The 24,653-nt window shown below is 51.7% G+C and carries 21 protein-coding genes; 16 read left to right on the top strand and 5 right to left on the bottom strand.

Annotated elements, in window-relative coordinates:
- Nucleotides 1–12 precede the first annotated feature (12 nt).
- Nucleotides 13–885, top strand: coding sequence for a 4-hydroxybenzoate octaprenyltransferase (ubiA, locus tag G4551_RS22085; RefSeq protein ID WP_003841368.1), 873 nt, complete (start codon nt 13–15; stop codon nt 883–885).
- A gap of 54 nt (nt 886–939) precedes the next feature.
- Here the strand turns inward: ubiA and plsB are convergent, their stop codons facing one another.
- On the bottom strand, nt 940–3,360 hold the full coding sequence (gene plsB, locus G4551_RS22080) for a glycerol-3-phosphate 1-O-acyltransferase PlsB (RefSeq protein WP_003841366.1): 2,421 nt from the start codon (nt 3,358–3,360) through the stop codon (nt 940–942).
- A gap of 171 nt (nt 3,361–3,531) precedes the next feature.
- Between plsB and G4551_RS22075 the strand changes: the two genes are divergently transcribed.
- The 4 genes from G4551_RS22075 to G4551_RS22060 all read left to right on the top strand — a co-directional run bounded on the left by G4551_RS22075 (nt 3,532) and on the right by G4551_RS22060 (nt 6,354).
- Complete coding sequence (locus G4551_RS22075; protein WP_003826594.1) at nt 3,532–3,900, top strand: diacylglycerol kinase; 369 nt, start codon at nt 3,532–3,534, stop codon at nt 3,898–3,900.
- A gap of 109 nt (nt 3,901–4,009) precedes the next feature.
- Entirely contained in the window at nt 4,010–4,618 is a 609-nt protein-coding gene (gene lexA, locus G4551_RS22070; protein ID WP_003031703.1) for a transcriptional repressor LexA, read from the top strand.
- A gap of 70 nt (nt 4,619–4,688) precedes the next feature.
- A complete protein-coding gene (gene dinF, locus G4551_RS22065) occupies nt 4,689–6,008 on the top strand; it encodes an MATE family efflux transporter DinF (RefSeq protein WP_003841363.1) in 1,320 nt (439 codons plus the stop codon).
- A gap of 136 nt (nt 6,009–6,144) precedes the next feature.
- A complete protein-coding gene (locus G4551_RS22060; protein WP_003031706.1) occupies nt 6,145–6,354 on the top strand; it encodes a CsbD family protein in 210 nt (69 codons plus the stop codon).
- Nucleotides 6,355–6,402: 48 nt separating this feature from the next.
- Here G4551_RS22060 and zur read toward each other — a convergent pair whose 3' ends face one another.
- Nucleotides 6,403–6,921: a zinc uptake transcriptional repressor Zur gene (gene zur, locus G4551_RS22055; protein ID WP_003031709.1), complete on the bottom strand. Its 519-nt coding sequence runs from the start codon at nt 6,919–6,921 to the stop codon at nt 6,403–6,405.
- Between the two features lie 115 nt (nt 6,922–7,036).
- Between zur and G4551_RS22050 the strand changes: the two genes are divergently transcribed.
- The 3 genes from G4551_RS22050 to pspG all read left to right on the top strand — a co-directional run bounded on the left by G4551_RS22050 (nt 7,037) and on the right by pspG (nt 9,007).
- Nucleotides 7,037–7,525, top strand: a complete 489-nt coding sequence (locus G4551_RS22050) for a cupin domain-containing protein (protein WP_003031710.1) — start codon at nt 7,037–7,039, stop codon at nt 7,523–7,525.
- A gap of 107 nt (nt 7,526–7,632) precedes the next feature.
- The gene (dusA, locus tag G4551_RS22045) at nt 7,633–8,631 is read left to right on the top strand and encodes a tRNA dihydrouridine(20/20a) synthase DusA (RefSeq protein ID WP_003841361.1); all 999 of its coding nucleotides are present in this window, start codon (nt 7,633–7,635) and stop codon (nt 8,629–8,631) included.
- Between the two features lie 133 nt (nt 8,632–8,764).
- Nucleotides 8,765–9,007 (top strand): envelope stress response protein PspG, encoded by a 243-nt coding sequence (gene pspG, locus G4551_RS22040; protein ID WP_003031713.1) that lies wholly within the window; start codon nt 8,765–8,767, stop codon nt 9,005–9,007.
- Between the two features lie 301 nt (nt 9,008–9,308).
- Here the strand turns inward: pspG and G4551_RS22035 are convergent, their stop codons facing one another.
- Nucleotides 9,309–10,292, bottom strand: coding sequence for a quinone oxidoreductase (locus G4551_RS22035; protein ID WP_003841359.1), 984 nt, complete (start codon nt 10,290–10,292; stop codon nt 9,309–9,311).
- Between the two features lie 64 nt (nt 10,293–10,356).
- Here G4551_RS22035 and dnaB point away from each other — a divergent pair, with 64 nt between their 5' ends.
- The 5 genes from dnaB to G4551_RS22010 all read left to right on the top strand — a co-directional run bounded on the left by dnaB (nt 10,357) and on the right by G4551_RS22010 (nt 15,634).
- Nucleotides 10,357–11,772: a replicative DNA helicase gene (gene dnaB, locus G4551_RS22030; RefSeq protein ID WP_003826610.1), complete on the top strand. Its 1,416-nt coding sequence runs from the start codon at nt 10,357–10,359 to the stop codon at nt 11,770–11,772.
- Between the two features lie 16 nt (nt 11,773–11,788).
- Nucleotides 11,789–12,868 (top strand): alanine racemase, encoded by a 1,080-nt coding sequence (gene alr / locus G4551_RS22025; RefSeq protein WP_003031716.1) that lies wholly within the window; start codon nt 11,789–11,791, stop codon nt 12,866–12,868.
- A 128-nt stretch (nt 12,869–12,996) separates the two neighbouring features.
- Nucleotides 12,997–14,190: an aromatic amino acid transaminase gene (gene tyrB, locus G4551_RS22020; RefSeq protein ID WP_003841356.1), complete on the top strand. Its 1,194-nt coding sequence runs from the start codon at nt 12,997–12,999 to the stop codon at nt 14,188–14,190.
- A 246-nt stretch (nt 14,191–14,436) separates the two neighbouring features.
- Nucleotides 14,437–15,150 carry an acid phosphatase AphA gene (aphA, locus tag G4551_RS22015; RefSeq protein ID WP_003826615.1) on the top strand — a complete coding sequence of 238 codons (714 nt, stop codon included), beginning with the start codon at nt 14,437–14,439 and terminating at the stop codon, nt 15,148–15,150.
- A 127-nt stretch (nt 15,151–15,277) separates the two neighbouring features.
- On the top strand, nt 15,278–15,634 hold the full coding sequence (locus G4551_RS22010; RefSeq protein ID WP_003841354.1) for an MmcQ/YjbR family DNA-binding protein: 357 nt from the start codon (nt 15,278–15,280) through the stop codon (nt 15,632–15,634).
- A 123-nt stretch (nt 15,635–15,757) separates the two neighbouring features.
- Here the strand turns inward: G4551_RS22010 and uvrA are convergent, their stop codons facing one another.
- Nucleotides 15,758–18,580, bottom strand: coding sequence for an excinuclease ABC subunit UvrA (gene uvrA / locus G4551_RS22005; RefSeq protein WP_003031720.1), 2,823 nt, complete (start codon nt 18,578–18,580; stop codon nt 15,758–15,760).
- Between the two features lie 251 nt (nt 18,581–18,831).
- Between uvrA and ssb1 the strand changes: the two genes are divergently transcribed.
- Together ssb1 and G4551_RS21995 are read left to right on the top strand one after the other, a co-directional pair.
- Nucleotides 18,832–19,356, top strand: a complete 525-nt coding sequence (gene ssb1 / locus G4551_RS22000) for a single-stranded DNA-binding protein SSB1 (protein ID WP_003826621.1) — start codon at nt 18,832–18,834, stop codon at nt 19,354–19,356.
- Nucleotides 19,357–19,837: 481 nt separating this feature from the next.
- The gene (locus G4551_RS21995) at nt 19,838–22,147 is read left to right on the top strand and encodes an autotransporter family protein (RefSeq protein WP_003841051.1); all 2,310 of its coding nucleotides are present in this window, start codon (nt 19,838–19,840) and stop codon (nt 22,145–22,147) included.
- Between the two features lie 83 nt (nt 22,148–22,230).
- Here the strand turns inward: G4551_RS21995 and G4551_RS21990 are convergent, their stop codons facing one another.
- On the bottom strand, nt 22,231–22,512 hold the full coding sequence (locus tag G4551_RS21990) for a YjcB family protein (protein ID WP_003031727.1): 282 nt from the start codon (nt 22,510–22,512) through the stop codon (nt 22,231–22,233).
- Between the two features lie 553 nt (nt 22,513–23,065).
- Here G4551_RS21990 and G4551_RS21985 point away from each other — a divergent pair.
- Nucleotides 23,066–24,652: an EAL domain-containing protein gene (locus tag G4551_RS21985; protein WP_003841054.1), complete on the top strand. Its 1,587-nt coding sequence runs from the start codon at nt 23,066–23,068 to the stop codon at nt 24,650–24,652.
- Nucleotide 24,653: the final 1 nt, after the last annotated feature.

Here is a 24,653-nt window from a genome sequence, read left to right as displayed (position 1 = left end):
AGGAAGATAAAGATGGAGTGGAGTCTGACGCAGAATAAGCTGCTGGCGTTTCACCGCTTGATGCGTACGGATAAGCCGATCGGCGCCTTACTGCTGCTCTGGCCAACGCTATGGGCATTGTGGGTGGCGACCCCAGGCATGCCGCAACTGTGGATCCTGGCGGTATTTGTCGCCGGCGTTTGGTTAATGCGCGCCGCTGGATGTGTGGTAAATGATTATGCCGACAGGAAGTTTGACGGACACGTTAAACGCACCGCGAATCGACCGCTGCCGAGCGGTGCTGTCACCGAAAAAGAAGCCCGAACGCTGTTCGTCGTATTGGTGTTGCTCGCCTTCCTGCTGGTTTTGACGCTCAACACGATGACCATTTTGTTGTCCGTTGCGGCGCTAGCGCTGGCGTGGGTCTATCCCTTCATGAAACGCTACACGCATCTGCCGCAGGTGGTGCTGGGCGCGGCGTTTGGCTGGTCTATACCGATGGCGTTTGCCGCCGTGAGCGAGTCTGTACCACTGAGCTGCTGGCTGATGTTCCTCGCCAACATTCTCTGGGCGGTGGCCTATGATACACAGTATGCGATGGTTGATCGGGATGATGACCTGAAGATTGGCATTAAATCGACCGCGATCCTGTTCGGCCAGAACGACAAACTCATTATTGGTATTCTGCAGGTCGGTGTGCTGGCGCTGATGGCGCTGGTGGGGTGGTTAAACGGGTTGGGGATGGGCTATTACTGGTCTCTGCTGGTGGCGGGCGCGCTGTTTGCGTATCAGCAGAAGCTGATTGTTAATCGTGAACGTGATGCCTGTTTTAAAGCGTTTATGAACAATAACTATGTAGGCCTGGTACTGTTCTTAGGACTGGCGATGAGCTACTGGCACTTTTGAGTTTGGCTTAGCCTGCAAAATAAAAACCGGTCATTTCGACCGGTTTTTTAATGCTTACTCGCCCTGTGTGGCACTCTCGATGGTCAGACGGACATCCGACGTCACCAGTTCGGCCAGCATCTGATAGATCTTCATCGTCTCTTCCGGCTCGGCATCCCCGGTATCGCTGATGAATCCCTCGTCACGCAGCGTCAGCACCAGAGAGCTGAACACCGCTTTATCGAAGAATTCCGGCGCGTTAATGCCGTGCAGCACTGAGAGGCGTTGTGCCACGGTGCGGCTCTCTTTCTCCAGCGTGCCACGGTTGATCGACGGGTTGGCGCTCAGTAGCCAGAAGGTGATGGCGTAGCGTTGCAACGTCTCGCGAGCACCCGCAGCCAACAGCTGCAGCGTACGGGAGCGGGCAGGATTAATATGCAGCTCGCCATCCTGTAGAGTAATCAGCCCCTGGCGCTGCATTTCGCTGGCCAGTTCGTCAATCACCCCGGCAAGCTCATCGCGCTCCCAGCGCAGGAACAACTCGGCTTTCAGCATCGGGTACAACGCATCAATATGCTGCTGTAGCGCGACGCGTGAAATACGACGATGCTGAGTCACAATGGCTGCCATCAACGAAGGCAGAACCAGCATATGCGCAATGTTATTGCGGTAGTACGTCATCAAGACCGCCTGCTCGCGCGGCAGAATAATGATGTCACCGATGGTGTCTTTCTCGACCTCAAACTTGTTCATCTGCAAGGCGTGGTCGATCAGTTCACTGGCACTTTGCGCAGGAACGGTTGAGTCCGCCGCGTACGGCACGTTGCGCAGCAGGCTCAGGTAGCAGTCGAGCTGCTCGGTTAACTGTTCACGGGTCAGAGAGCGCTGGCGGGAAGCCAACAGCGCGGTACAACACAGGTTCATGGCGTTGGCCGCGCCAGCGTTGTTAATGCGCACCATCAGATCGGCGGCAATGTTATTCACCGTCGGCGTCAGCCAGGCCGGACGGATAGACTCGATAGGATCGATAGATTCACGCCATTCTGGCACATGCTGGTTGAGGTAAGTCATCAATGGCATTGGTTCACCAAAGTTGACGTAGCCCTGACCCAGGTTGCGCAGCTTGCTTAAGCCACGCAGCATTTGTGGCAGACTTTCTTTCTCTTTCGTCGCGCCACGCAGCTCTTTGGCGTAGGTGCCCACTTCCATTACGTGCTCGTAGCCGATGTAGATCGGTACGAGAGTAATAGGACGCGTACCGCCGCGCAGCATCGCCTGAATAGTCATCGACAGGGTGCCGGTTTTAGGGTCGAGCAAACGACCAGTACGTGAACGTCCACCCTCGACAAAGTACTCAACCGAGTAGCCGCGGCTGAACAACTCGCCCAGATATTCGCGGAATACGGTGGAGTAGAGCTTGTTGCCCTTGAAGGTACGACGAATAAAGAATGCGCCCAGACGACGGAAAATCGGACCCGCTGGCCAGAAATTCAGGTTGATACCGGCTGCGATGTGCGGCGGAACCAGACCCTGGTGGTACAGAACGTACGACAGCAGCATATAGTCCATATGGCTGCGGTGGCACGGAACGTACACGATTTCATGCCCATCGTGCGCCAACTGGCGTACACGCTCCGCATTATGAACGTTAATCCCCTGATACAGACGGTTCCAGGTAAAGCCCAGGATACGGTCCGTCAAACGGATCATTTCGTAGGAGAAGTTGGCGGCAATCTCTTCCATCAGCGCAATGGCATTTTGCTGCGCTTTTTCGTGGGAGATTTTTTTACTGCGCGCTTCATCTTCTACCGCGCGAGCGATCGCTTTTGAAGCTAACAGTTTATTAAACAGATCCTGGCGGGCAGGGAGGCGCGGGCCGACAGCGGCCAGACGCTGGCGAGCAAAGTGCATACGCGCCACGCGTGCCAGCTTCTGGGCAATGATCTTATCCGTACCGTGTTCATCCGCCATACGACGCAGAGAGACCGACGGGGAGAAGCGGACAAAACTGTCGCGACCCAGCCATGAAACCGCAAAGAATTTCTGTACGCCGTTTAGCATACGTAACGGCGGATTAACTTCACCTTTTTCACGCCCTGGCGCACGGCCAAACATCACCGAAACCGGCACCATCTGCACATCCAGGTCTGGATTGCTGCGATGTAAGTCGAGATAGTTATGGAACAGCTTGATGGACTCTTCTTTTGGCGTGTAATAGGTGAACACACGCGGGCCGCCGTGAATAAACACGTAGCGCGGCAGTAAAGTCCCGTCTATCTCCAGCGGTTCCAGGGGATCGGGGAGATCGTGCACCAGACATTGGGCACGCAGCGTCAGCAAGTCTGCTTTTGAATTGTACGGTAGGACGTACATAATGGGACGAGACGTATCGAGTCCCAATTCCGGGGCAGGTTCTGCCGGAATAGACTTGCTTTTTACCAGGACGCTTAATGGTAAATTCAGTAATTTGTAGTAAATTCGTGGCCAGCCGGACATAAACGATGTAAAGCCTCTGGTTAATAATGCAAATGCGCTGCAAGGATATCAGAAAGTTTAGTGAATTTCTGTGGTATCCCGTCATACTTCGCGCTGCTTTGCCACACCCTGAAACAAACGGGGTAACGTTACAATGACATTGACGCTAATAATGTAAAAAGGTTCTTTTTGATGGCCAATAATACCACTGGATTCACCCGAATTATCAAAGCTGCAGGCTATTCCTGGAAAGGTTTTCGCGCCGCATGGATCAATGAGGCGGCATTCCGCCAGGAAAGCGTTGCCGTACTGCTGGGCGTAGCTATCGCCTGCTGGCTGGACGTCGATGCGATTACTCGCGTGCTGTTGATTGGTTCCGTGATGCTGGTGATGATCGTTGAAATCCTCAACAGTGCGATTGAGGCGGTAGTTGACCGTATAGGCTCTGAGTATCACGAACTTTCCGGCCGGGCGAAAGATATGGGGTCGGCGGCGGTATTGTTGTCTATTTTTGTCGCTCTGATTACCTGGGGCATCCTGTTGTGGTCGCATTTGCGATAAGGATTCCACATCTTCATAAATCTCCTGCTTTTTGTGCAGTTTGCGGTTCCAAAATCACCTTTAGCTGTATATACTCACAGCATAACTGTATATACACCCAGGGGGCGGAATGAAAGCGTTAACGGCCAGGCAGCAAGAGGTGTTTGATCTCATTAGAGATCACATCAGCCAGACAGGTATGCCACCGACGCGTGCGGAGATCGCGCAGCGTTTGGGGTTCCGTTCCCCAAATGCCGCTGAAGAACATCTGAAAGCGCTGGCGCGTAAAGGTGTGCTGGAAATTGTCTCCGGCGCATCGCGCGGTATTAGACTGCTGCAGGAAGAAGAAGAGGGATTACCGCTTGTCGGTCGTGTGGCGGCAGGCGAGCCACTTCTGGCGCAGCAGCACATCGAAGGCCACTACCAGGTCGATCCCTCATTGTTCAAACCGAACGCCGATTTTCTGCTGCGCGTCAGCGGTATGTCGATGAAAGATATCGGTATTATGGACGGCGATTTGCTGGCGGTGCATAAAACTCAGGACGTGCGTAACGGACAGGTTGTTGTTGCCCGTATTGATGACGAAGTTACGGTTAAGCGCCTGAAAAAGCAGGGCAACAAGGTTGAACTTCTGCCAGAAAATAGCGAATTTAAACCTATCGTTGTCGACCTGCGTGAGCAAAGCTTCACCATTGAAGGGCTGGCGGTAGGTGTCATTCGTAACGGTGAATGGCTGTAATCATGTATTAATACTGTGGCGCATTCTGCGCCACAGTTAGTTTTCACTTCTTTTCATCAGGCTTTCCTGTATGCCTTTCTTTACCTCCTCTGATAAAGCACTCTGGCACCTCGCCTTACCGATGATCTTCTCCAATATCACCGTTCCCCTGCTGGGACTGGTGGACACCGCGGTGATTGGTCATCTGGATAGTCCGGTCTATCTTGGCGGTGTTGCGGTTGGTGCTACGGCAACCAGTTTTCTCTTTATGCTGCTGCTTTTTCTGCGCATGAGCACCACGGGTCTTACTGCCCAGGCATTTGGTGCGAAAAATCCACAGGCGCTGGCGCGCGCACTGGTGCAGCCGCTAATGCTGGCGCTGGGAGCGGGGTTGCTTATCGCACTGTTTCGTACGCCGATTATCGATGTAGCGCTGCATATTGTCGGGGGAAGTAAAGCGGTACTGGAACAAGCCCGGCGTTTCCTTGAAATCCGCTGGCTCAGCGCACCCGCCTCGCTGGCTAATCTGGTGCTGCTCGGCTGGCTGCTTGGCGTTCAGTATGCGCGTGCGCCGGTTATCCTGTTGATTGTTGGCAATATTCTTAACATTGTGCTCGATTTATGGCTGGTGATGGGCCTGCATATGAACGTGCAAGGTGCGGCACTGGCGACGGTGATTGCTGAATATGCCACCTTACTGATCGGCCTGATGATGGTGCGCAAAGTCCTGCATATGCGCGGAATATCGCTGGCAATGCTGAAGCAGGCGTGGCGTGGCAACTTCCGTCGTTTGCTGGCGCTTAACCGTGACATCATGTTGCGCTCGCTGCTGCTGCAGCTCTGTTTTGGCGCTATCACGGTGCTGGGTGCACGTCTGGGAGGCGATATTATTGCGGTTAATGCCGTTCTGATGACCCTGCTAACCTTTACCGCCTACGCGCTGGATGGATTTGCCTATGCCGTGGAAGCGCATTCGGGCCAGGCCTATGGGGCGCGAGATGGTAGCCAGTTACTGGACGTCTGGCGGGCGGCCTGTCGGCAGTCCGGTATTGTGGCTATTCTGTTTTCGCTGGTTTATGCCCTGTTTGGCGAGCAGATTGTTGCGCTACTGACCTCGCTGCCGCAAATCCAACTACTGGCCGATCGCTATCTCTTCTGGCAGGTGGTGTTACCGCTGGTGGGTGTCTGGTGTTATCTGCTCGACGGAATGTTTATTGGCGCGACGCGGGCTGCAGAAATGCGCAACAGTATGGCCGTTGCCGCAGTGGGATTCGCCTTAACGCTCCTGACGTTGCCGTGGCTGGGAAATCATGGTTTGTGGCTGGCGTTAACCGTTTTCCTCGCGTTGCGCGGGCTGTCGCTGGCCTTTATCTGGCGGCGTCACTGGCGTAATGGAACCTGGTTTGCCTAATCTGGATGGTTAAAAATTCCGAATAGTAAATAAAACCCAGAATCACTGACTACACTTATTCTCACGTCCAGCAAAAACAGCATGTGTCTGGACATGGCACTCTCGCTATTCACAACCTAACGATGAGGACTTGATGATGAATAAAGACGAAGTCGGCGGCAACTGGAAGCAGTTTAAAGGTAAAGTGAAAGAGCAATGGGGCAAACTGACCGATGATGATATGACGGTCATTGAAGGTAAACGTGACCAACTGGTCGGTAAAGTCCAGGAGCGTTACGGTTACGCGAAAGATCAGGCGGAGAAAGAAGTTAACGATTGGGAAAAACGTAATGATTACCGCTGGTAATTAACCCCTCCCTCCTGAGAGTACAAGGATGTACGCTCTCCCGCTTACCTAGCGCCCCACTTTCTTCTTCACCTGAATCGTATGGTCATGCTGGCACTCGCCAGGATGGCGGCATGACTCAACTTCTACACAGGCCGGACATAGTCCGTGTGCTTCAATAACATTATGTCGCAGAGCAAAGCCCATTTTGGCCGCCAGCGTATGCATGATGTCTTCCACACCTTCTGCGCACTCTTCTTTTACCACACCACAGCGGTCACAAATGAACATCGCGGAACTGTGGGTTGGCTGATCGAACAGATGGCAAAGGACATAGCTGTTGGTGGATTCCACCTTATGCACAAATCCTTGTTCCAGCAGAAAATCGAGCGCACGATACACGGTTGGCGGCTTGGCCTGTGGCTCGGTTTCCCGCAACAGGTCGAGCAGGTCATAGGCGCTGATAGCCCCTTCCTGCAGGCTCATCAGGCGCAACACTTCGAGACGCTGTGGCGTAAGCCGCACGTTGCGTTGCGCACAGAGTTTTTCAGCTTGAGCCAATAACTCTTGCGTAGTGGTTTTGTCCATTTGGCGCCTCGATTTGCGTGGAAGGTTAATCCCTTACTTTAACATGTTCTGCTTAAAACGCCGAGATCCACCGCGGTGTGCTATACCTGACGCATCGCAATACTGGAAAATAACCATGAAAAGACCCGATTGTATTCGCCACTGGCGTGAGGTTGAGGGGGCTGATGACTCCACTTATCCCGACAGCGATGAGCTATTTGCTATTGGCGCGCCGCTTGCCCGCAAGTTGGGGTTAGGACGACTCGGCATTCATCATGAACGCCTGCCGCCGGGTCGGCGCACGTCGTACCCGCACGCTGAAAGCGATGAGGAAGAGTTTATCTATGTGCTGGAAGGTTATCCTGAGGCCTGGATTAACGGGTATTTATGGAAGCTAGAGCCGGGCGACAGCGTCGGTTTCCCGGCAGGTACAGGCGTGTGCCATACCTTTATCAATAACACCAGTGAAGAGGTGCGTCTGTTAGTCGTGGGTGAGGCGAACAAAAAATATAACCGCATTTATTATCCGCTTAACCCGGTCTATGCCGCTACACGTGAGGATCGCTGGGTCGACCATCCGCCGCAGTTTTTCGGATCACACGACGGAAAACCGGGGCGTAAATAGCGTTTGTTGATGGGCAGGGGGAGTGAGCCGCGAGGATGTGGCTCACTATCGTAACGGTCTATGCTATAGTAGCGCCCCTTTTTTAACCGGATGCTTGAATATTCGCCATGCTGCCTGAATCTCAGTCTACCGCTTTTCCCGCTCATCGTTTTTCTATCGCGCCGATGCTCGACTGGACGGACAGACACTGCCGCTACTTTTTGCGCTTACTGTCCAGCCAGACGTTGCTCTATACGGAGATGGTAACCACCGGCGCGATCATTCATGGTAAAGGCGATTATCTGGCGTATAGCGAAGAAGAGCATCCGGTCGCATTGCAACTGGGCGGGAGCGATCCTGCGGCGCTGGCGCAGTGCGCAAAGCTCGCTGAACAGCGGGGTTATGACGAAATCAATCTCAACGTGGGTTGTCCTTCCGACCGCGTGCAGAATGGCATGTTTGGCGCCTGTCTGATGGGGAATGCGCAACTGGTCGCCGATTGCGTCAAAGCAATGCGCGACGTGGTGTCGATTCCGGTAACGGTGAAAACGCGTATCGGCATTGATGACCAGGACAGCTACGAATTCCTGTGCGATTTCATCAACACGGTATCTGGCAACGGCGAATGTGAGATGTTTATTATTCACGCCCGCAAGGCCTGGCTATCCGGGTTAAGCCCGAAAGAAAACCGCGAGATCCCACCGCTGGATTATGACCGTGTTTATCAGCTAAAGCGTGATTTCCCGCATCTGACGATGTCGATCAACGGCGGCATTAAATCGCTGGAAGAAGCAAAAATTCATCTGCAACATATGGATGGCGTGATGGTGGGGCGTGAAGCTTACCAAAACCCAGGAATTCTGGCGTCCGTTGACCGTGAGATTTTTGCTGCTGCCACCGAAGATGCCGATCCAGTTGCCGTGGTGCGCGCCATGTACCCGTACATTGAGCGTGAACTGAGTAAGGGAACCTATTTGGGACATGTGACGCGCCATATGTTGGGGCTGTTTCAGGGGATCCCTGGGGCTCGTCAGTGGCGTCGCTATCTGAGCGAAAATGCGCATAAAGCCGGGGCAGATATTAACGTACTGGAGCATGCGCTGAAGCTGGTCGCTGACAAGCGTTAAGTTTTCGCCAAAAGTTAGTTAATTTCACCACGCCCTGCGCTTTGTCGCGGGGCGTTTTCTTTATAAATCAATACATTATTTTTGGCATGTTTCTTGTAAAGCAATGGAGAGAATTTCATTTCGGGAGAGAGCCATGCTGGAACTACTTTTTGTGATTGGATTTTTTATCATGCTGATGGTCACCGGCGTATCTTTACTGGGCGTTCTGGCTGCATTGGTCGTAGCCACCGCAGTGATGTTTCTGGGCGGACTATTTGCCTTGATGATTAAACTGTTGCCCTGGCTGCTACTGGCTGTTGCCGTGGTGTGGGTTATCAAGGCGATAAAAGCGCCAAAAGTCCCACAGTATCAGCGCAATAACCGTCGATTTTACTAAGGTATTGAGTGGTGCGTCACAACCTGCAACATTGCCTTTAGAACCAAATAGGAATTGATTATCAAATCTGTCACTATTGCCGGGTTAACGAATTCATCGAGCTGTACCCTACATACAGCCGAACTAAAAAAAGAAAGGGCTTCCCACGGGAAGCCCTAATTCTTTACTTCCCCGTCATAATTCAAACCGCAGGTGTGTTGGCTGCTTTCATTCACCCCAGTCACTTACTCCAGTAAGCTCCTGGGGATTCATTCAATTGCCGCCTTCCTGCAATTTGAATTATTTAGGGGAAGTCGAAGCATTATGGGATTAGCAAACTCGATCCCTGCGTTGCCCGGCTTTCCAGTACTTCATGAGCACGCTGTGCATCGTGCAGTGCGAACGTCTGACCAGGCGCGACATCCACTTTGATTACTCCGCTGGCAATTAGCGAGAATAGCTCATTGCTGGCTTCGGTTAATTCGCGGTGATTGGTGATATACCCCTGGAGTGAAGGACGGGTCACGTACAGCGAACCTTTCTGGTTCAGAATACCTAAGTTCACGCCAGTCACCGGCCCGGAAGCATTACCAAAGCTGACCATTAGTCCCCGGCGCTGTAAACAATCCAGCGAGGCTTCCCAGGTATCTTTCCCCACCGAGTCATACACCACCCGTACTTTTTTTCCGCCGGTTATCTCTTTCACTCGCTCAACTATGCTTTCTTCACGATAGTTAATGACCTGCCATGCGCCGGCCTGCAGCGCAATTTGCGCTTTTTGCGCACTGCCGACGGTACCAATCAGCTTCGCGCCCAATGCTTTTGCCCACTGGCAGGCAATCATCCCGACGCCGCCCGCAGCCGCGTGGAACAAAAACGGCTCATCAGGCTGAATTTCATAGGTTTTACGCAGCAGATAGAAAACGGTTAACCCTTTCAGGAATGAGGCTGCGGCTTGTTCAAATGAGATAGCGTTGGGTAGGATGGCGGCTTTATCGGCCGGAACGTTATGCACTGAGCTGTATGCACCAAGGGCAGACTGGGCGTACACCACGCGATCGCCAGCTTTTATGTGTGTCACTTTGCTGCCGACTTTGCTGACTACGCCGGCAGCTTCGGTACCCAGGCCGCTGGGCAGAGATGGCGGCGGATAAAGACCACTGCGGATGTAGGTGTCGATATAGTTGATCCCAATAGCTTTGTTCTCGACCTGGATTTCGTTTTCCGCCGGGTCTACGGGTGTAAACTCCACCGCCTTGAGTACATCAGGGCCACCATGCTTGTGAAATTCAATACGTGTTGCCATGCTTCCTCCAAAAGAAATGTGGTAATCTTTCGACCCAATCATTATCTCGGTAACTCCATTCACTATGGCAGGAAATAAACCCTTCAACAAACAACAGACTGATGCTCGTGAGCGCGATCCCCAGGTCGCCGGGCTGAAAGTACCGCCGCACTCGATTGAAGCGGAACAGTCGGTGTTGGGCGGTTTAATGCTGGATAACGAACGCTGGGACGATGTCGCCGAGCGTGTGGTGGCGGAAGATTTTTATACCCGGCCGCACCGGCATATCTTTACGGAAATGCATCGCCTGCAGGAGATGGGGAAACCCATCGATCTGATCACACTGGCAGAGTCGCTGGAGGTTCAGGGACAACTGGATAGCGTCGGCGGTTTCGCTTACCTGGCTGAGTTATCTAAAAATACGCCAAGTGCGGCGAATATTAGCGCTTATGCGGATATCGTCCGCGAACGTGCTGTTGTTCGTGACATGATTTCGGTTGCGAACGAAATCGCGGAAGCCGGGTTTGATCCGCAAGGCCGTTCCAGTGAAGATCTGTTGGACCTTGCTGAATCCCGTGTCTTTAAAATCGCGGAAAGCCGCGCAAATAAAGACGAAGGGCCGAAAAATATTACTGATGTGCTCGACGCCACCGTCGCGCGTATCGAGCAGCTGTTCCAGCAGCCGCACGACGGCGTCACCGGGGTGAACACCGGTTATGACGACCTCAATAAAAAGACGGCTGGTTTGCAGCCGTCAGACTTAATTATCGTCGCCGCGCGTCCGTCGATGGGTAAAACAACATTTGCGATGAACCTCGTCGAAAATGCGGCGATGTTGCAGGATAAGCCGGTTCTTATCTTTAGTCTTGAAATGCCCTCGGAACAGATCATGATGCGTTCCCTGGCCTCGCTCTCACGCGTAGACCAAACCAAAATCCGTACCGGTCAACTGGATGATGAGGACTGGGCACGAATTTCCGGAACAATGGGTATTTTGCTGGAGAAACGAAACATCTATATTGATGACTCCTCCGGCCTGACGCCAACGGAAGTGCGCTCGCGTGCCCGTCGTATCGCCCGTGAACATGGCGGTATCGGACTTATCATGATCGACTACCTGCAGCTGATGCGCGTGCCGTCGCTCTCCGACAACCGTACGCTGGAAATTGCAGAAATCTCCCGCTCGCTGAAAGCGTTAGCGAAAGAATTGCATGTGCCGGTGGTGGCGCTGTCGCAGCTTAACCGCTCTCTGGAACAACGCGCCGACAAGCGTCCGGTTAACTCGGATCTGCGTGAATCCGGCTCCATCGAACAGGATGCCGACTTAATCATGTTTATCTATCGTGATGAGGTTTATCACGAAAACAGTGACTTAAAAGGCATCGCCGAAATTATTATTGGTAAGCAGCGTAACGGTCCGATCGGTACGGTGCGCCTGACGTTTAACGGACAGTGGTCCCGCTTCGACAACTATGCCGGTCCTCAATATGATGATGAGTAATTTCTAAGGAATACAAATGCAAGCGGCAACTGTAGTCATTAACCGCCGCGCTCTGCGACACAACCTGCAACGTCTGCGTGAACTGGCCCCTGCCAGTAAACTGGTTGCGGTCGTGAAAGCGAACGCCTACGGCCATGGTCTGTTAGAGACCGCGCGAACGCTCCCCGATGCGGACGCTTTTGGTGTCGCTCGTCTTGAAGAAGCCCTGCGGTTGCGAGCGGGAGGGATCACGCAGCCCATCCTGCTGCTGGAGGGATTTTTTGATGCCTCCGATCTGCCGACTATTTCCGCGCAGCGTCTGCATACAGCCGTCCATAACCAGGAGCAGCTCGAAGCCCTGGAAGCAGCTAATCTGGTTGAACCCGTTACCGTCTGGATGAAGCTCGACACAGGTATGCACCGCCTGGGCGTACGCCCTGAGCAGGCCGAGGCGTTTTATCAGCGCCTAACGCAATGTGAAAATGTGCGCCAGCCGGTCAATATCGTCAGCCATTTTGCGCGCGCAGACGAACCTGAATGCGGTGCGACCGAAAAACAGCTCGATATCTTCAACAGCTTTTGCGAGGGCAAACCTGGGCAGCGTTCGATTGCCGCATCGGGCGGTATTCTGCTGTGGCCACAGTCTCACTTCGACTGGGCGCGTCCGGGACTGATTCTGTATGGTGTGTCGCCACTGGAAAACCACTCTATCGGTGCTGATTTTGGCTGCCAGCCGGTGATGTCGCTGACCTCCAGCCTGATTGCGGTGCGTGAGCACAAAGCGGGCGAACCGGTTGGCTATGGTGGAACCTGGCAGAGCGAGCGCGACACGCGTCTGGGCGTGGTGGCAATGGGCTATGGTGATGGTTATCCGCGCGCGGCGCCGTCTGGGACGCCGGTACTGGTCAATGGCCGTGAAGTGCCGATCGTCGGTCGCGTTGCGATGGATATGATCTGCGTCGATTTAGGCCCCGAAGCGCAGGATAAAGCCGGCGATTCGGTGATTCTGTGGGGTGAGGGACTGCCCGTTGAACGCATTGCTGAAATGACGAAAGTAAGTGCTTACGAACTTATTACGCGCCTGACCTCAAGGGTGGCGATGAAGTATATCGATTAGCAGAATGATGTGCTGGACAGGCGGTTACGCCGCCTTCCGGCAATATTACCCTCAACATCCTCTCGATCTTCTCCCGCTTCCGGTTTATTGTGTTCTTAACCCTTGCCTGTAAACCTGGAGAACCACACGTGTTTCAAAAAGTTGACGCCTACGCCGGCGACCCGATTTTATCGCTCATGGAGCGCTTCAAAGAAGATTCACGTAGCGACAAAGTGAACCTCAGCATCGGCCTGTATTACAACGAAGACGGAATTATTCCTCAGCTTAAAGCGGTGGCGGAAGCGGAAGCTCGACTTAATGCCAAACCGCATGGTGCTTCGCTGTATCTGCCGATGGAAGGTCTGAACACGTATCGTCATACTATTGCGCCGCTGCTGTTTGGCGCAGATCATCCGGTTCTCCAGCAGCAGCGCGTCGCAACTATTCAGACGCTGGGCGGCTCCGGTGCGTTAAAGGTTGGCGCAGACTTCCTGAAACGCTATTTCTCTGATTCTGGCGTATGGGTCAGCGATCCGACCTGGGAAAACCATATCGCGATTTTTGAGGGGGCTGGATTCGAAGTAAGCACTTACCCATGGTATGACGACACGACTAACGGCGTGCGTTTCAACGACCTGCTGGCAACGCTGAATACTTTACCGGCGCGCAGCATCGTGCTGCTGCATCCGTGCTGCCATAACCCGACGGGTGCGGATTTAACGCCTGCGCAGTGGGATAGCGTTATTGAGATCCTGAAAGCACGCGATTTGATTCCGTTCCTGGACATTGCTTACCAGGGCTTCGGTGGTGGAATAGAAGACGACGCCTATGCGATTCGCGCCATTGCCAGCGCCGGATTGCCCGCTCTGGTCAGTAACTCATTCTCGAAGATTTTCTCCTTGTACGGCGAGCGTGTCGGCGGACTGTCTGTAGTATGTGAAGATGGTGATACCGCCAGCCGCGTTCTGGGGCAGCTAAAGGCGACGGTGCGTCGTAACTACTCCAGCCCGCCAAACTTTGGTGCGCAGGTAGTTGCCGCGGTACTGGGTGATGACGCGCTGAAAGCCAGTTGGCTGGTAGAAGTCGAAGAGATGCGTACCCGCATTCTGGCGATGCGTCAGGAGCTGGTTAACGTATTGAATGCAGAGATCCCGGGCCGTAACTTTGACTACCTGTTGCAACAGCGCGGTATGTTCAGCTATACCGGGCTTAGCGCAGCCCAGGTTGATCGCCTGCGCGATGAGTTCGGTGTGTACCTGATCGCCAGCGGTCGCATGTGCGTAGCTGGGTTGAATCACGGTAACGTGCAGCGCGTGGCAAAGGCATTTGCCGCCGTCATGTAACCGGCTTTGAATGTTGCCGGATGGCGGCGAAATGCCTTATCCGGCCTACAAAGGTATATAGATTTTCGTTTGGAGGCCTGATAAGCGTCGTGCCATCAGGCACGTTTTCCGTGTGATCGTGCTCCTTTTCCAGAGCAAAACCAGAGAAAATCCTTCCTTTCCCTCCCCCTAAGGGGTAAGGTCAGATAGTTTTTTGACCAGTTGTTAATAAAAAAATGATAACTAACTGACTACTTAGGGAAAAATATGCGCAAGTTTACGTTGGCACTGAGTGCCGTTTGTTTATTGTTCACGCTAAATCAGCCAGCCCAGGCACTCGTGTCTTCTCCCTCTCAGCTCAATCCAGGCACCAATGTTGCAAAGCTCGCTGAGCAGGCTCCCATTCACTGGGTCTCCGTGGCACAAATTGAAAACAGCCTGACCGGACGTCCGCCGATGGCGGTCGGGTTTGATATCGATGACACTGTCCTCTTTTCCAGCCCAGGCTTCTGGCGCGGTAAAAAAACGTATTCTCCGGACAGTGAGGATTACCTGAAGAATCCGGCCTTCTGGGAAAAAATGAATAACGGCTGGGACGAGTTCAGTATTCCAAAAGAAGTCGCGCGCCAGCTAATTGATATGCATGTGCGTCGTGGTGACAGCATCTTTTTCGTGACCGGGCGTAGCCAGACGAAGACTGAAACGGTGTCGAAAACGTTGTCTGATAACTTTCACATCCCGGCAGGCAATATGAATCCGGTCATTTTTGCCGGCGATAAGCCGGGCCAGAACACCAAAACGCAGTGGTTACAGGATAAAAATATCCGCATGTTTTACGGTGACTCCGATAATGACATCACTGCCGCTCGCGACGTGGGCATTCGTGGTATTCGCATTTTGCGCGCCTCTAACTCCACTTATAAGCCGCTGCCACAGGCCGGTGCGTTTGGTGAAGAGGTGATCGTCAACTCGGAATATTGAGGACACTGGCTGCGGGTTGCTGTTTTTTTAAACAAATTTACATTGCTGGCTTTTACCTTTTGCGGACTTGCTGCACACTGAATAAATGATGTTCTCATTAGGCAATATGCTGGTAAGGGGAATAAAGATGACGAATTCGGAGTTGCTGCAATACTGCATGGCAAAAATGGGCGCGGAGCAGAGCGTTCACAGTGACTGGAAGGCCACACAAATCAAAGTCGAAGATGTGCTTTTTGCCATGGTAAAAGAGGTGGAAGAACGCCCGGCGGTGTCTCTGAAAACCAGCCCAGAACTGGCAGAGTTGTTGCGCCAGCAGCATAGCGATGTTCGGCCAAGCAGGCATCTCAATAAGGCGCACTGGAGTACGGTGTATCTGGACGGCTCGCTGCCGGATTCACAGATTTATTATCTGGTTGACGCCTCTTATCAGCAGGCTGTGAACACGCTGCCTGCTGATAAACGGCGGCTACTGACGCAGCCCTGAACGGTCTTGTAGGCCTGATAAGCGTAGCGCCATCAGGCACAACCGTTGCCAGATGCGGCGCAAGCGCCTTATCAGGCCTACAAGCTTTACGCCTGTTCTGTGGGCCTGATAAGTGTTGCGTAATTACAACAGTGGTTTGAGGAAACGTGCCGTGTGTGAGGCTTCACACTCAGCGACCGTTTCTGGTGTGCCGGAGACAAGAATTTCGCCGCCGCCGCTGCCGCCTTCCGGACCGAGATCGACAATCCAGTCAGCGGTCTTAATCACGTCCAGATTGTGCTCAATCACCACGATGGTGTTGCCCTGATCCCGGAGCTGATGCAGCACGTCCAACAGTTGCTGAATATCCGCAAAATGCAGACCGGTGGTCGGCTCATCGAGAATATACAGCGTTTGCCCAGTACCGCGTTTTGACAGTTCGCGCGCCAGCTTCACGCGCTGCGCCTCGCCGCCCGAGAGTGTGGTAGCGGACTGACCCAGTCGGATGTACGTCAGGCCAACGTCCATTAGTGTTTGCAGCTTACGCGCCAGCGCCGGAACGGCATCGAAGAACTCGCGTGCTTCTTCAATCGTCATATCCAACACTTCGTGGATAGTCTTGCCTTTGTACTTAATCTCCAGCGTTTCGCGGTTATAGCGCTTGCCTTTACATTGATCGCACGGCACGTAGATATCCGGCAGGAAGTGCATTTCGACTTTGATCACGCCGTCACCCTGACAGGCTTCACAGCGTCCGCCGCGGACGTTAAAGCTGAAACGCCCTGGGGTGTAACCGCGTGCACGTGACTCCGGCACGCCGGCAAACAGTTCGCGCACCGGCGTAAATACCCCGGTGTAGGTCGCAGGGTTAGAACGCGGCGTACGGCCAATCGGGCTTTGGTCAATATCGATGACTTTGTCGAAATGTTCCAGACCCTGAACATCGCGATACGGCGCAGGTTCCGCCAGCGTCGCACCGTTCAGCGCCGTCTGCGCAATTGGGAACAGAGTATCGTTAATCAGCGTCGATTTACCCGAACCGGAAACCCCGGTAATGCAGGTAAATAAACCTACCGGCAGCGTCAGGGTGACATCTTTCAGGTTGTTGCCGCGTGCGCCGGTGAGCTTCAGCACTTTCTCTGGATCAGCCGCCACGCGCTGTTTCGGTACTTCAATTTTGCGCTTACCGCTCATGTACTGGCCGGTCAGCGACTCAGGCACTGCCATGATGTCGTCGAGCGTCCCTTCGGCGACGACCTGACCACCGTGAACACCCGCGCCGGGGCCGATATCGATAACGTGGTCAGCGGCGCGAATCGCATCTTCATCGTGCTCGACTACAATGACGGTATTACCCAGATTACGCAGGTGGATAAGCGTACCCAGCAGACGCTCGTTATCGCGCTGATGCAAACCGATAGACGGTTCATCCAGCACGTACATTACACCGACCAGACCCGCGCCGATCTGGCTTGCCAGACGAATACGCTGGGCCTCACCGCCGGATAGCGTTTCCGCCGACCGCGATAGCGTCAGGTAGTTGAGGCCGACGTTGACCAGGAACTTCAGACGATCGCCAATCTCTTTAAGAATTTTCTCGGCAATCTTCGCCCGCTGACCCGCAAGCTTCAGATTGTTGAAGAAATCCATTGCATGACCGATGCTCATGTCAGAAATTGCAGGCAGCGGCGTATTTTCAACAAATACGTGGCGGGCCTCGCGACGTAAACGCGTCCCTTCACAGCTGGCGCACGGTCGGTTACTGATGAATTTGGCTAATTCTTCACGTACCGCACTGGATTCCGTCTCTTTATAACGGCGCTCCATATTGTGCAGCACACCTTCAAACGGGTGACGACGTACGGACGTATCGCCGCGATCGTTCATGTATTTGAATTCGATATTTTCTTTACCCGAACCGTACAGCACCACTTTATGCACGGTAGGGCTCAGGCTGGCCCATGGGGCTTCAACGTCGAATTTATAGTGTTCAGCCAGAGATTTAAGCATCTGGAAATAATAGAAGTTACGGCGATCCCAACCACGAATAGCACCACCGGCCAGCGACAGTTCCGGGTTTTGAATCACCCGGTCAGGATCGAAATACTGCTGCACGCCGAGACCGTCACAGGTTGGACACGCGCCCGCTGGGTTGTTAAACGAGAACAGGCGGGGTTCCAGTTCGCGCATGCTATAGCCGCAGATAGGGCAGGCGAAGTTAGCGGAGAACAGCAGCTCTTCCGCTTTCGGGTCGTCCATATCGGCGACCACCGCCGTACCACCGGACAGTTCCAGCGCGGTTTCAAAGGATTCAGCCAGTCGTTGGGTGAGATCGTCACGAACTTTAAAGCGGTCAATCACCACTTCAATAGTGTGTTTCTTTTGCAGCTCAAGCTTGGGCGGATCGGAAAGGTCACACACTTCGCCGTCGATACGGGCGCGGATATAGCCCTGGCCCGCCAGGTTTTCCAGCGTTTTGGTGTGCTCGCCTTTACGCTCCTTAATTACCGGTGCCAGCAGCATCAGACGTTTGCCTTCCGGCTGGGACAGGACGTTGTCCACCATCTGGCTAACGGTCTGCGCTGCCAGGGGAACGTCGTGATCCGGACAGCGCGGCTCGCCAACGCGGGCAAACAGCAGACGCAGATAGTCGTGAATTTCGGTAATTGTACCTACCGTGGATCGCGGGTTATGGGACGTCGATTTTTGTTCAATTGAGATGGCAGGAGAGAGCCCCTCAATGTGGTCGACGTCCGGTTTTTCCATCAGCGACAGAAATTGACGCGCGTACGCGGAAAGGGATTCAACGTAACGACGCTGCCCTTCGGCATATAAGGTGTCGAAAGCGAGCGAAGATTTGCCTGAGCCCGAAAGCCCGGTGACGACAATCAGCTTGTCGCGCGGGATGACGAGGTTGATGTTTTTGAGATTATGGGTGCGGGCGCCCCGAACTTCGATCTTATCCATTCATCTTTCCCGGATTAAACGCTTTTTTGCCTGGCTGCATGGTGCTACCGGCGATCACAAACGGTTAATTATGACACAACCTGACCTGAATGGATATACAGTATTGGAATGCAAAACGCATGTTCCTGTGCAACAATGTCTGGCGGGGGTTGTTTACTGGAATCAACTTCGCAACGTAGTAAAAGCGCTATTGGAAATGCTACAATCCCGCGCTTACACTTATTCAGTAACGTTTTTCAGGAGACACGATCATGGCCAGCAGAGGCGTAAACAAGGTGATTCTCGTCGGTAATCTGGGCCAGGACCCGGAAGTACGCTATATGCCGAATGGTGGCGCAGTTGCCAACATTACGCTGGCTACTTCCGAATCCTGGCGTGATAAAGCGACCGGTGAAATGAAAGAGCAGACTGAATGGCACCGCGTTGTGCTGTTTGGCAAACTGGCGGAAGTGGCCAGTGAATATCTGCGTAAAGGTTCCCAGGTCTATATCGAAGGCCAGCTGCGTACCCGCAAATGGACCGATCAGTCCGGCGTAGAAAAGTACACCACTGAGGTTGTTGTTAACGTTGGCGGCACCATGCAAATGCTGGGCGGTCGTCAGGGCGGTGGTGCTCCGGCAGGTGGCGGCCAGCAGCAGGGTGGTTGGGGTCAGCCTCAGCAGCCGCAGGGCGGCAATCAGTTCAGCGGCGGCGCGCAGTCTCGTCCGCAGCAGTCCGCTCCGGCAGCGCCGTCTAACGAACCGCCGATGGATTTCGACGACGATATTCCGTTCTAAGATAGCTGAACGCATTAACGTTCTAATGTAAAAAAACCCCGTTGCGACGGGGTTTTTTTACATCTCTTATTCAGAATTAATTATTCGGTATTTTCTGGTTTATCATCGCAGCTTTATTATTCATTTAATACGAACTGATTTACGCTAATATTCGATAATATTTATTGATTGTTACAGGGAATGAAAATCAATGTAGGTATTACCGAATAATAACATTAAAAATGACGATAATAACTAATGGATTTATATTGCACTTTTGATTTTTTCAGTTTGAGATAGTTTTTGGAGAGCAATATTAAATTAATTTAAAGAAAAAAATGTAATTTGCTGCGTGGTAAATATTGACAAATTAATGCATGGCTTTAAATAATGCTTTTAGCTTATCAATTCTTCATTGATGAAAATATATTTATTATTGGCTGCTTTTTATTGGTGGGGTGTTAATAAGTGCGTTGGTAAACTATTTGTTATGGAGCTTACTATGTATCACAGGAAGATAAACCCGAAAGCAATAATACCTTTTGCACTATCATTTACCGCAGCGCAGTTGGTTTGCGCCGGATTTGCGAGTGCAAAAAACTATGAACTAAATTATATAGATGTTAATGGTGGTCAGGAAGGGATCATCATTCAGGATACGATTGCTGATGATAAAAGCTATGATATCACGGTAAATATTGATAACCCTGTGCGAGGTGAAGGTAATGGCCTTGAGGTGAAGATTGGCAGTATCACCAAAGCCCAGGCGGGAGATTATCAAATTGGCAATTACAACGTGAATATTAGCGGAACTACGCAACAGGAACACCGCGCCGGTCTGGCCTTTTTTGGCTTATCCGCCGAAGGTCAGGACACCAACGTCACCGTCGATAACTTTAGCCTGAAAAACACTTTCTTAATTGGCTCTAAGTATACACATAACAATACTGCGTTGTATGCGGGAAGCGGTGCGGATATCACTGTAAACGGTAATGTGTACATTCGTTCAGAGGTTGAACACAGCAACGAGGGGAAAGACGCCACGCTGGCAAATAATGGAGTCTATGCGCGCGGTGCAGGTTCAACTATTACAGCTAACGGTGGCGATGTTTACATTAATACATACGCCAGTAATTTCAAAGAACTGCTGGAGAACAATAGTGGTTATCCTGATGGCTCATCAAAAAGTGATGCAGTTAGTGCTAAAGATGGTGGTGTCGTAAATATTAATCAGTCAGGTGAGCACAAGGTTAATTTGTTAGGAAATATCGACTTCGGCGATAAAATATATGCTAATACCAGCCAGATGAATATTACTCTCAATGGTGCAGAGTCATTCTGGCATGGGCATGAAGCGAACTTCCTGGAAACTGCCAGCGGTAAATGGGCGGGAGATTTGAATCTGACGCTGATGAATAATGCTTACTGGATCCCGGATGGCAAAGACGCTCAGATCAGCGCCATTACCTTGCAAGACGGCGGGACGATAAACCTGCATGGTTTTAACCTGCATACCAATCAGAGTATCAACGAAACCGTGAAGATTCACGATCTGAAAGGCAACAACGGTATTTTCCTGATTGATGTAAATACAAATAAAACCGATGAGCAGCGGCGTAATGGGAGCGACTTTATCGAGGTCGTTAAGAGTAGCACGGGGGGAACTCATGCCATTGAGGCGTTAAATATTAATAAGCTCAGCAATCTGCAAGAAGATATCTGGGTTGCCGATGCCGCCAGCAATGTGACGTTCGCAGCGTACGATAAAATCGATATCACTAACGAGTATGTATACGACTATAAACCGCTACTGCGTTCTGATATTCGGGAAGGCGATCCGGTAAGCCAGTATGGCACAAACTGGTATATCACGGGGGTTTCAACGAAAGCCAGTGCGGGTAGCAACACCGCAATTGCCAATGCTGGGTTAAACTACGCGGCGGCCACCGCCCGTCTCGAAATCGACAGCCTGAATAAGCGTTTAGGGGAATTACGCCAGAACCAACAGCAAAATGGTCTGTGGATACGCTATAAAGGCGGCGAAATGGAAAGCGATAATGGCAGCTACTTCAAAAACCTGTACAGCTTCTGGCAACTTGGTTATGACAATAAAGAAGAAGGTGAACAATCAGTCTGGACGCGAGGCATTGCGGCGCATTACATGAGAGGTAACGCTGACTTTACTTATGGCACGGGTGATAACAAGAGCTACGGTGGTTCACTTTATGCTGCATGGAACCGTCCGGAGAAACAGGACTACCTGGATCTGGTGCTGAAATATAGCCGCCATGAGAGTGATTTTAACTACCGAAATGTGTACGGCAATATGGGGGTGGCGGATAGCAGTACGTGGTCAATTAGCGCCAGCGCAGAATACGGTCGTGAGTTTAGTCTGGGAGAATCCTCTTTCATCGAACCGCAAGCGCAGCTCGTGTATACCCGGTTGGATGAGGCTCGTTATACCACCAGCAGCGGACTACGGGTTCGTCAGAATGATATCGATAGCGTGATCGGTCGTGTCGGATTGCGAGGAGGTTATCGATTTGAAGAACGCCCGGACAGCGACATTTATGTGAAGCTGGATCTGCTGCATGAGTTTGCCGGCGATCGTGATGTCACTGTGTGGGGTAAAGACGCGTCCATGACGGTTCGCGAGGGAGGAAGTGACTCGTGGATTAACTACGGTATTGGTACCAATATCCACCTCACTCAGAACAATAACTCCCGACTGTATGTTGACCTGGAAAGATCGGCTGGAGGCGACATTGATATGAACTGGCAGGTGAACGCAGGGTTCCGTATGGAGTGGTAAACGGTTACCGGAACGTCAGTAGAATCGTTATTGCTTAAAACCGTGTCCGACCGGGTATATTCTGGTCGGACACACTGTTGTTATCAGTTCAACACCATCGGCCAGTCTGGCGGTGTGTGGCTCATCACATCAACCATCACGGTTTCAATGTTCTTCCAGATAGTAGACATATCCACCAGGGTTATGCCGAGCAATCCAGTCGCAAACCAGCAGGCAAAAACCAGCCCCAAACCGCTGCTAATGACGGCCAGGCCAATATAATCTGATTTACGAAAACGGATATTGAGCGTACTGGCTAAAAACATCAGCACTGCACTGAGTAATTGCCACCGCAGAAGAACCACGCCAGTTGTTATCGTTGCCATGAAAAACGTCCTCAGAAAGTCTGGATGCCCAGGACAGCGCGGGGGTGTTCACCGAGGGTGTAGTACTCTGGCTATCGACGGGCAATAACATGAATGAAACATTGTTTCTGTTACATGATTTTTGTGAAATATATCACAAGTGCTCGTTTGTTCACCAGTACTGGACGTTATTTTTACAGGATCATAACCACTCTTAATGTGTGGTTATATTCAAAAAGGCTTTTGACACTAAATAATCAATCTTAAAGGTGCATTTAGACCACCGGTTTAATTTATCCTAAATTTTGTGTTAAAAAAATTTAATGAATTTCTTAAATGCAACCAGGATAGTGCTCATAAAAAATTTACGTTTTAGGGATAATAACGTTGTGAAATAAGCGTAACTTTAAGTTTGCCTTACGGAAAAATAATATCATCATCAACTATTATCAGACTTTTACATAGAGACGTCTGTTGCTAATACTGATAGATTCATGCAAGTTAACTAGCTGGTGTTTATAGCATCCTGCCGTGACAGGTACTGGCATAGACAAAACAGGGACATAAGGCTGACATGAATCACAGTGCGCGACGCAAGCTGCTGAAGTTGCTGGGAACATTCATGGTGGTATTGCTCCCCGTGGTGCTGGCATTATGGTTTGCTCAAATTCGGGCTATGTCCGAAACCCGTAATCAACTTCGCTCATTTGCTCAACTGGTGTTAAATAAAACAGAATTGGTAATCCTGCAAGCCGATTTGGCGCGTGATATGGCCCAGTTGTATCAGGGTAAGATGTGTACCCCGGCACATCAGAAAAGTATGCTGAATATTATTCGCGGTCGTTTATATATCAGCGAGCTAATTTATGCGCAGGGCGATCATTTTTTGTGCTCTACGTCGATGGTGCCACCCGTTACCTATATTATGCCGACCGCAGACTATAAACGTACGCCGGATATCGCCATCTATTACTACCGCGATACCCCTTTTTTCGCTGGCTACAGAATGACGTACATGCAACGTGGGAACTACGTCGCAGTCATAAATCCATTATCCTACAGCGAAGTCATGTCAGATGATCCGGATCTGTCCTGGGGCGTATATGACACAGTAACAGATACGTTTTTCTCCGCCAGCGAAGCGGCAAATATTGCGCAATTCGCGCCTCTCGTACGCGGTGAAGCCTCGACCTTTCAACAAGACGATCGCTTTTACACCATCGTGCATTCAGAAAAACGCCCAATTGCGATCATTGTGTCGACCTCAGACAACCGCGTAAGTCAGATTTTTTATCACGAGGCGGCGTTAACCATTCCCTTCGGGATTATCTGCAGCATCCTGATACTGCTAATGTGGTGGCGCACGCGCCAGGAATACTTATCTCCCCGGCGCTTACTAAAACGCGCGATCAAAAAACGTCAGCTTTGCCTGCATTACCAGCCGATCATTGATATTAAGAATGGACAATGTGTTGGTGCTGAAGCTCTGCTGCGCTGGCCGGGTTGTAAAGGTGAGGTGATGAGCCCGACGGAGTTTATTCCGTTGGCTGAAAAAGAGGGAATGATTGAGCGGATCACGGATTATGTCGTTGAAGAGGTGTTCAACGATTTGGGGTATTTTCTTTCGGCGCATCCTCAGCTTTATATCTCGATTAACCTTTCCGCTTCTGACTTTCATTCATCCCGATTGATTGCTCTGATTAACGACAAAAATCGTGAGTACTCCGTGGCGGCCCAGCAAATTAAAGTCGAAGTGACGGAGCGGGGGTTCATAGATGTACATAAAATGACCCCAGTAATTCAGGCGTTCCGCAAGGCGGGTTATGAAGTGGCGTTTGATGATTTTGGCACGGGATATTCCAATCTGCATAATTTGTCAGCGCTGAATGTCGATATCCTGAAGATCGACAAATCGTTTATTAGCACGTTGTCCACTAACAGCACCAGTCACTTGATTGCCGAACATATTATTGAGATGGCGCAAAGCTTACACCTGAAGACGATTGCGGAAGGGGTGGAAACGAAGGAACAAATCGAATGGCTGCTTGAACGCGGCGTACAGTATTGTCAGGGCTGGTATTTTGCGAAGGCGCTGCCGTCGCAGGAGTTCATGCACTGGATACAACGGTCGCCCGCCATACTGACGCAGAGCGGGCAATAAG

Origin of the sequence: Citrobacter freundii ATCC 8090 = MTCC 1658 = NBRC 12681 (assembly GCF_011064845.1) — a bacterium.
Lineage (GTDB): Bacteria > Pseudomonadota > Gammaproteobacteria > Enterobacterales > Enterobacteriaceae > Citrobacter > Citrobacter freundii.
Note: the sequence above shows the minus strand (reverse complement) of the source record. Positions and strands in the feature narration are given on the sequence as shown.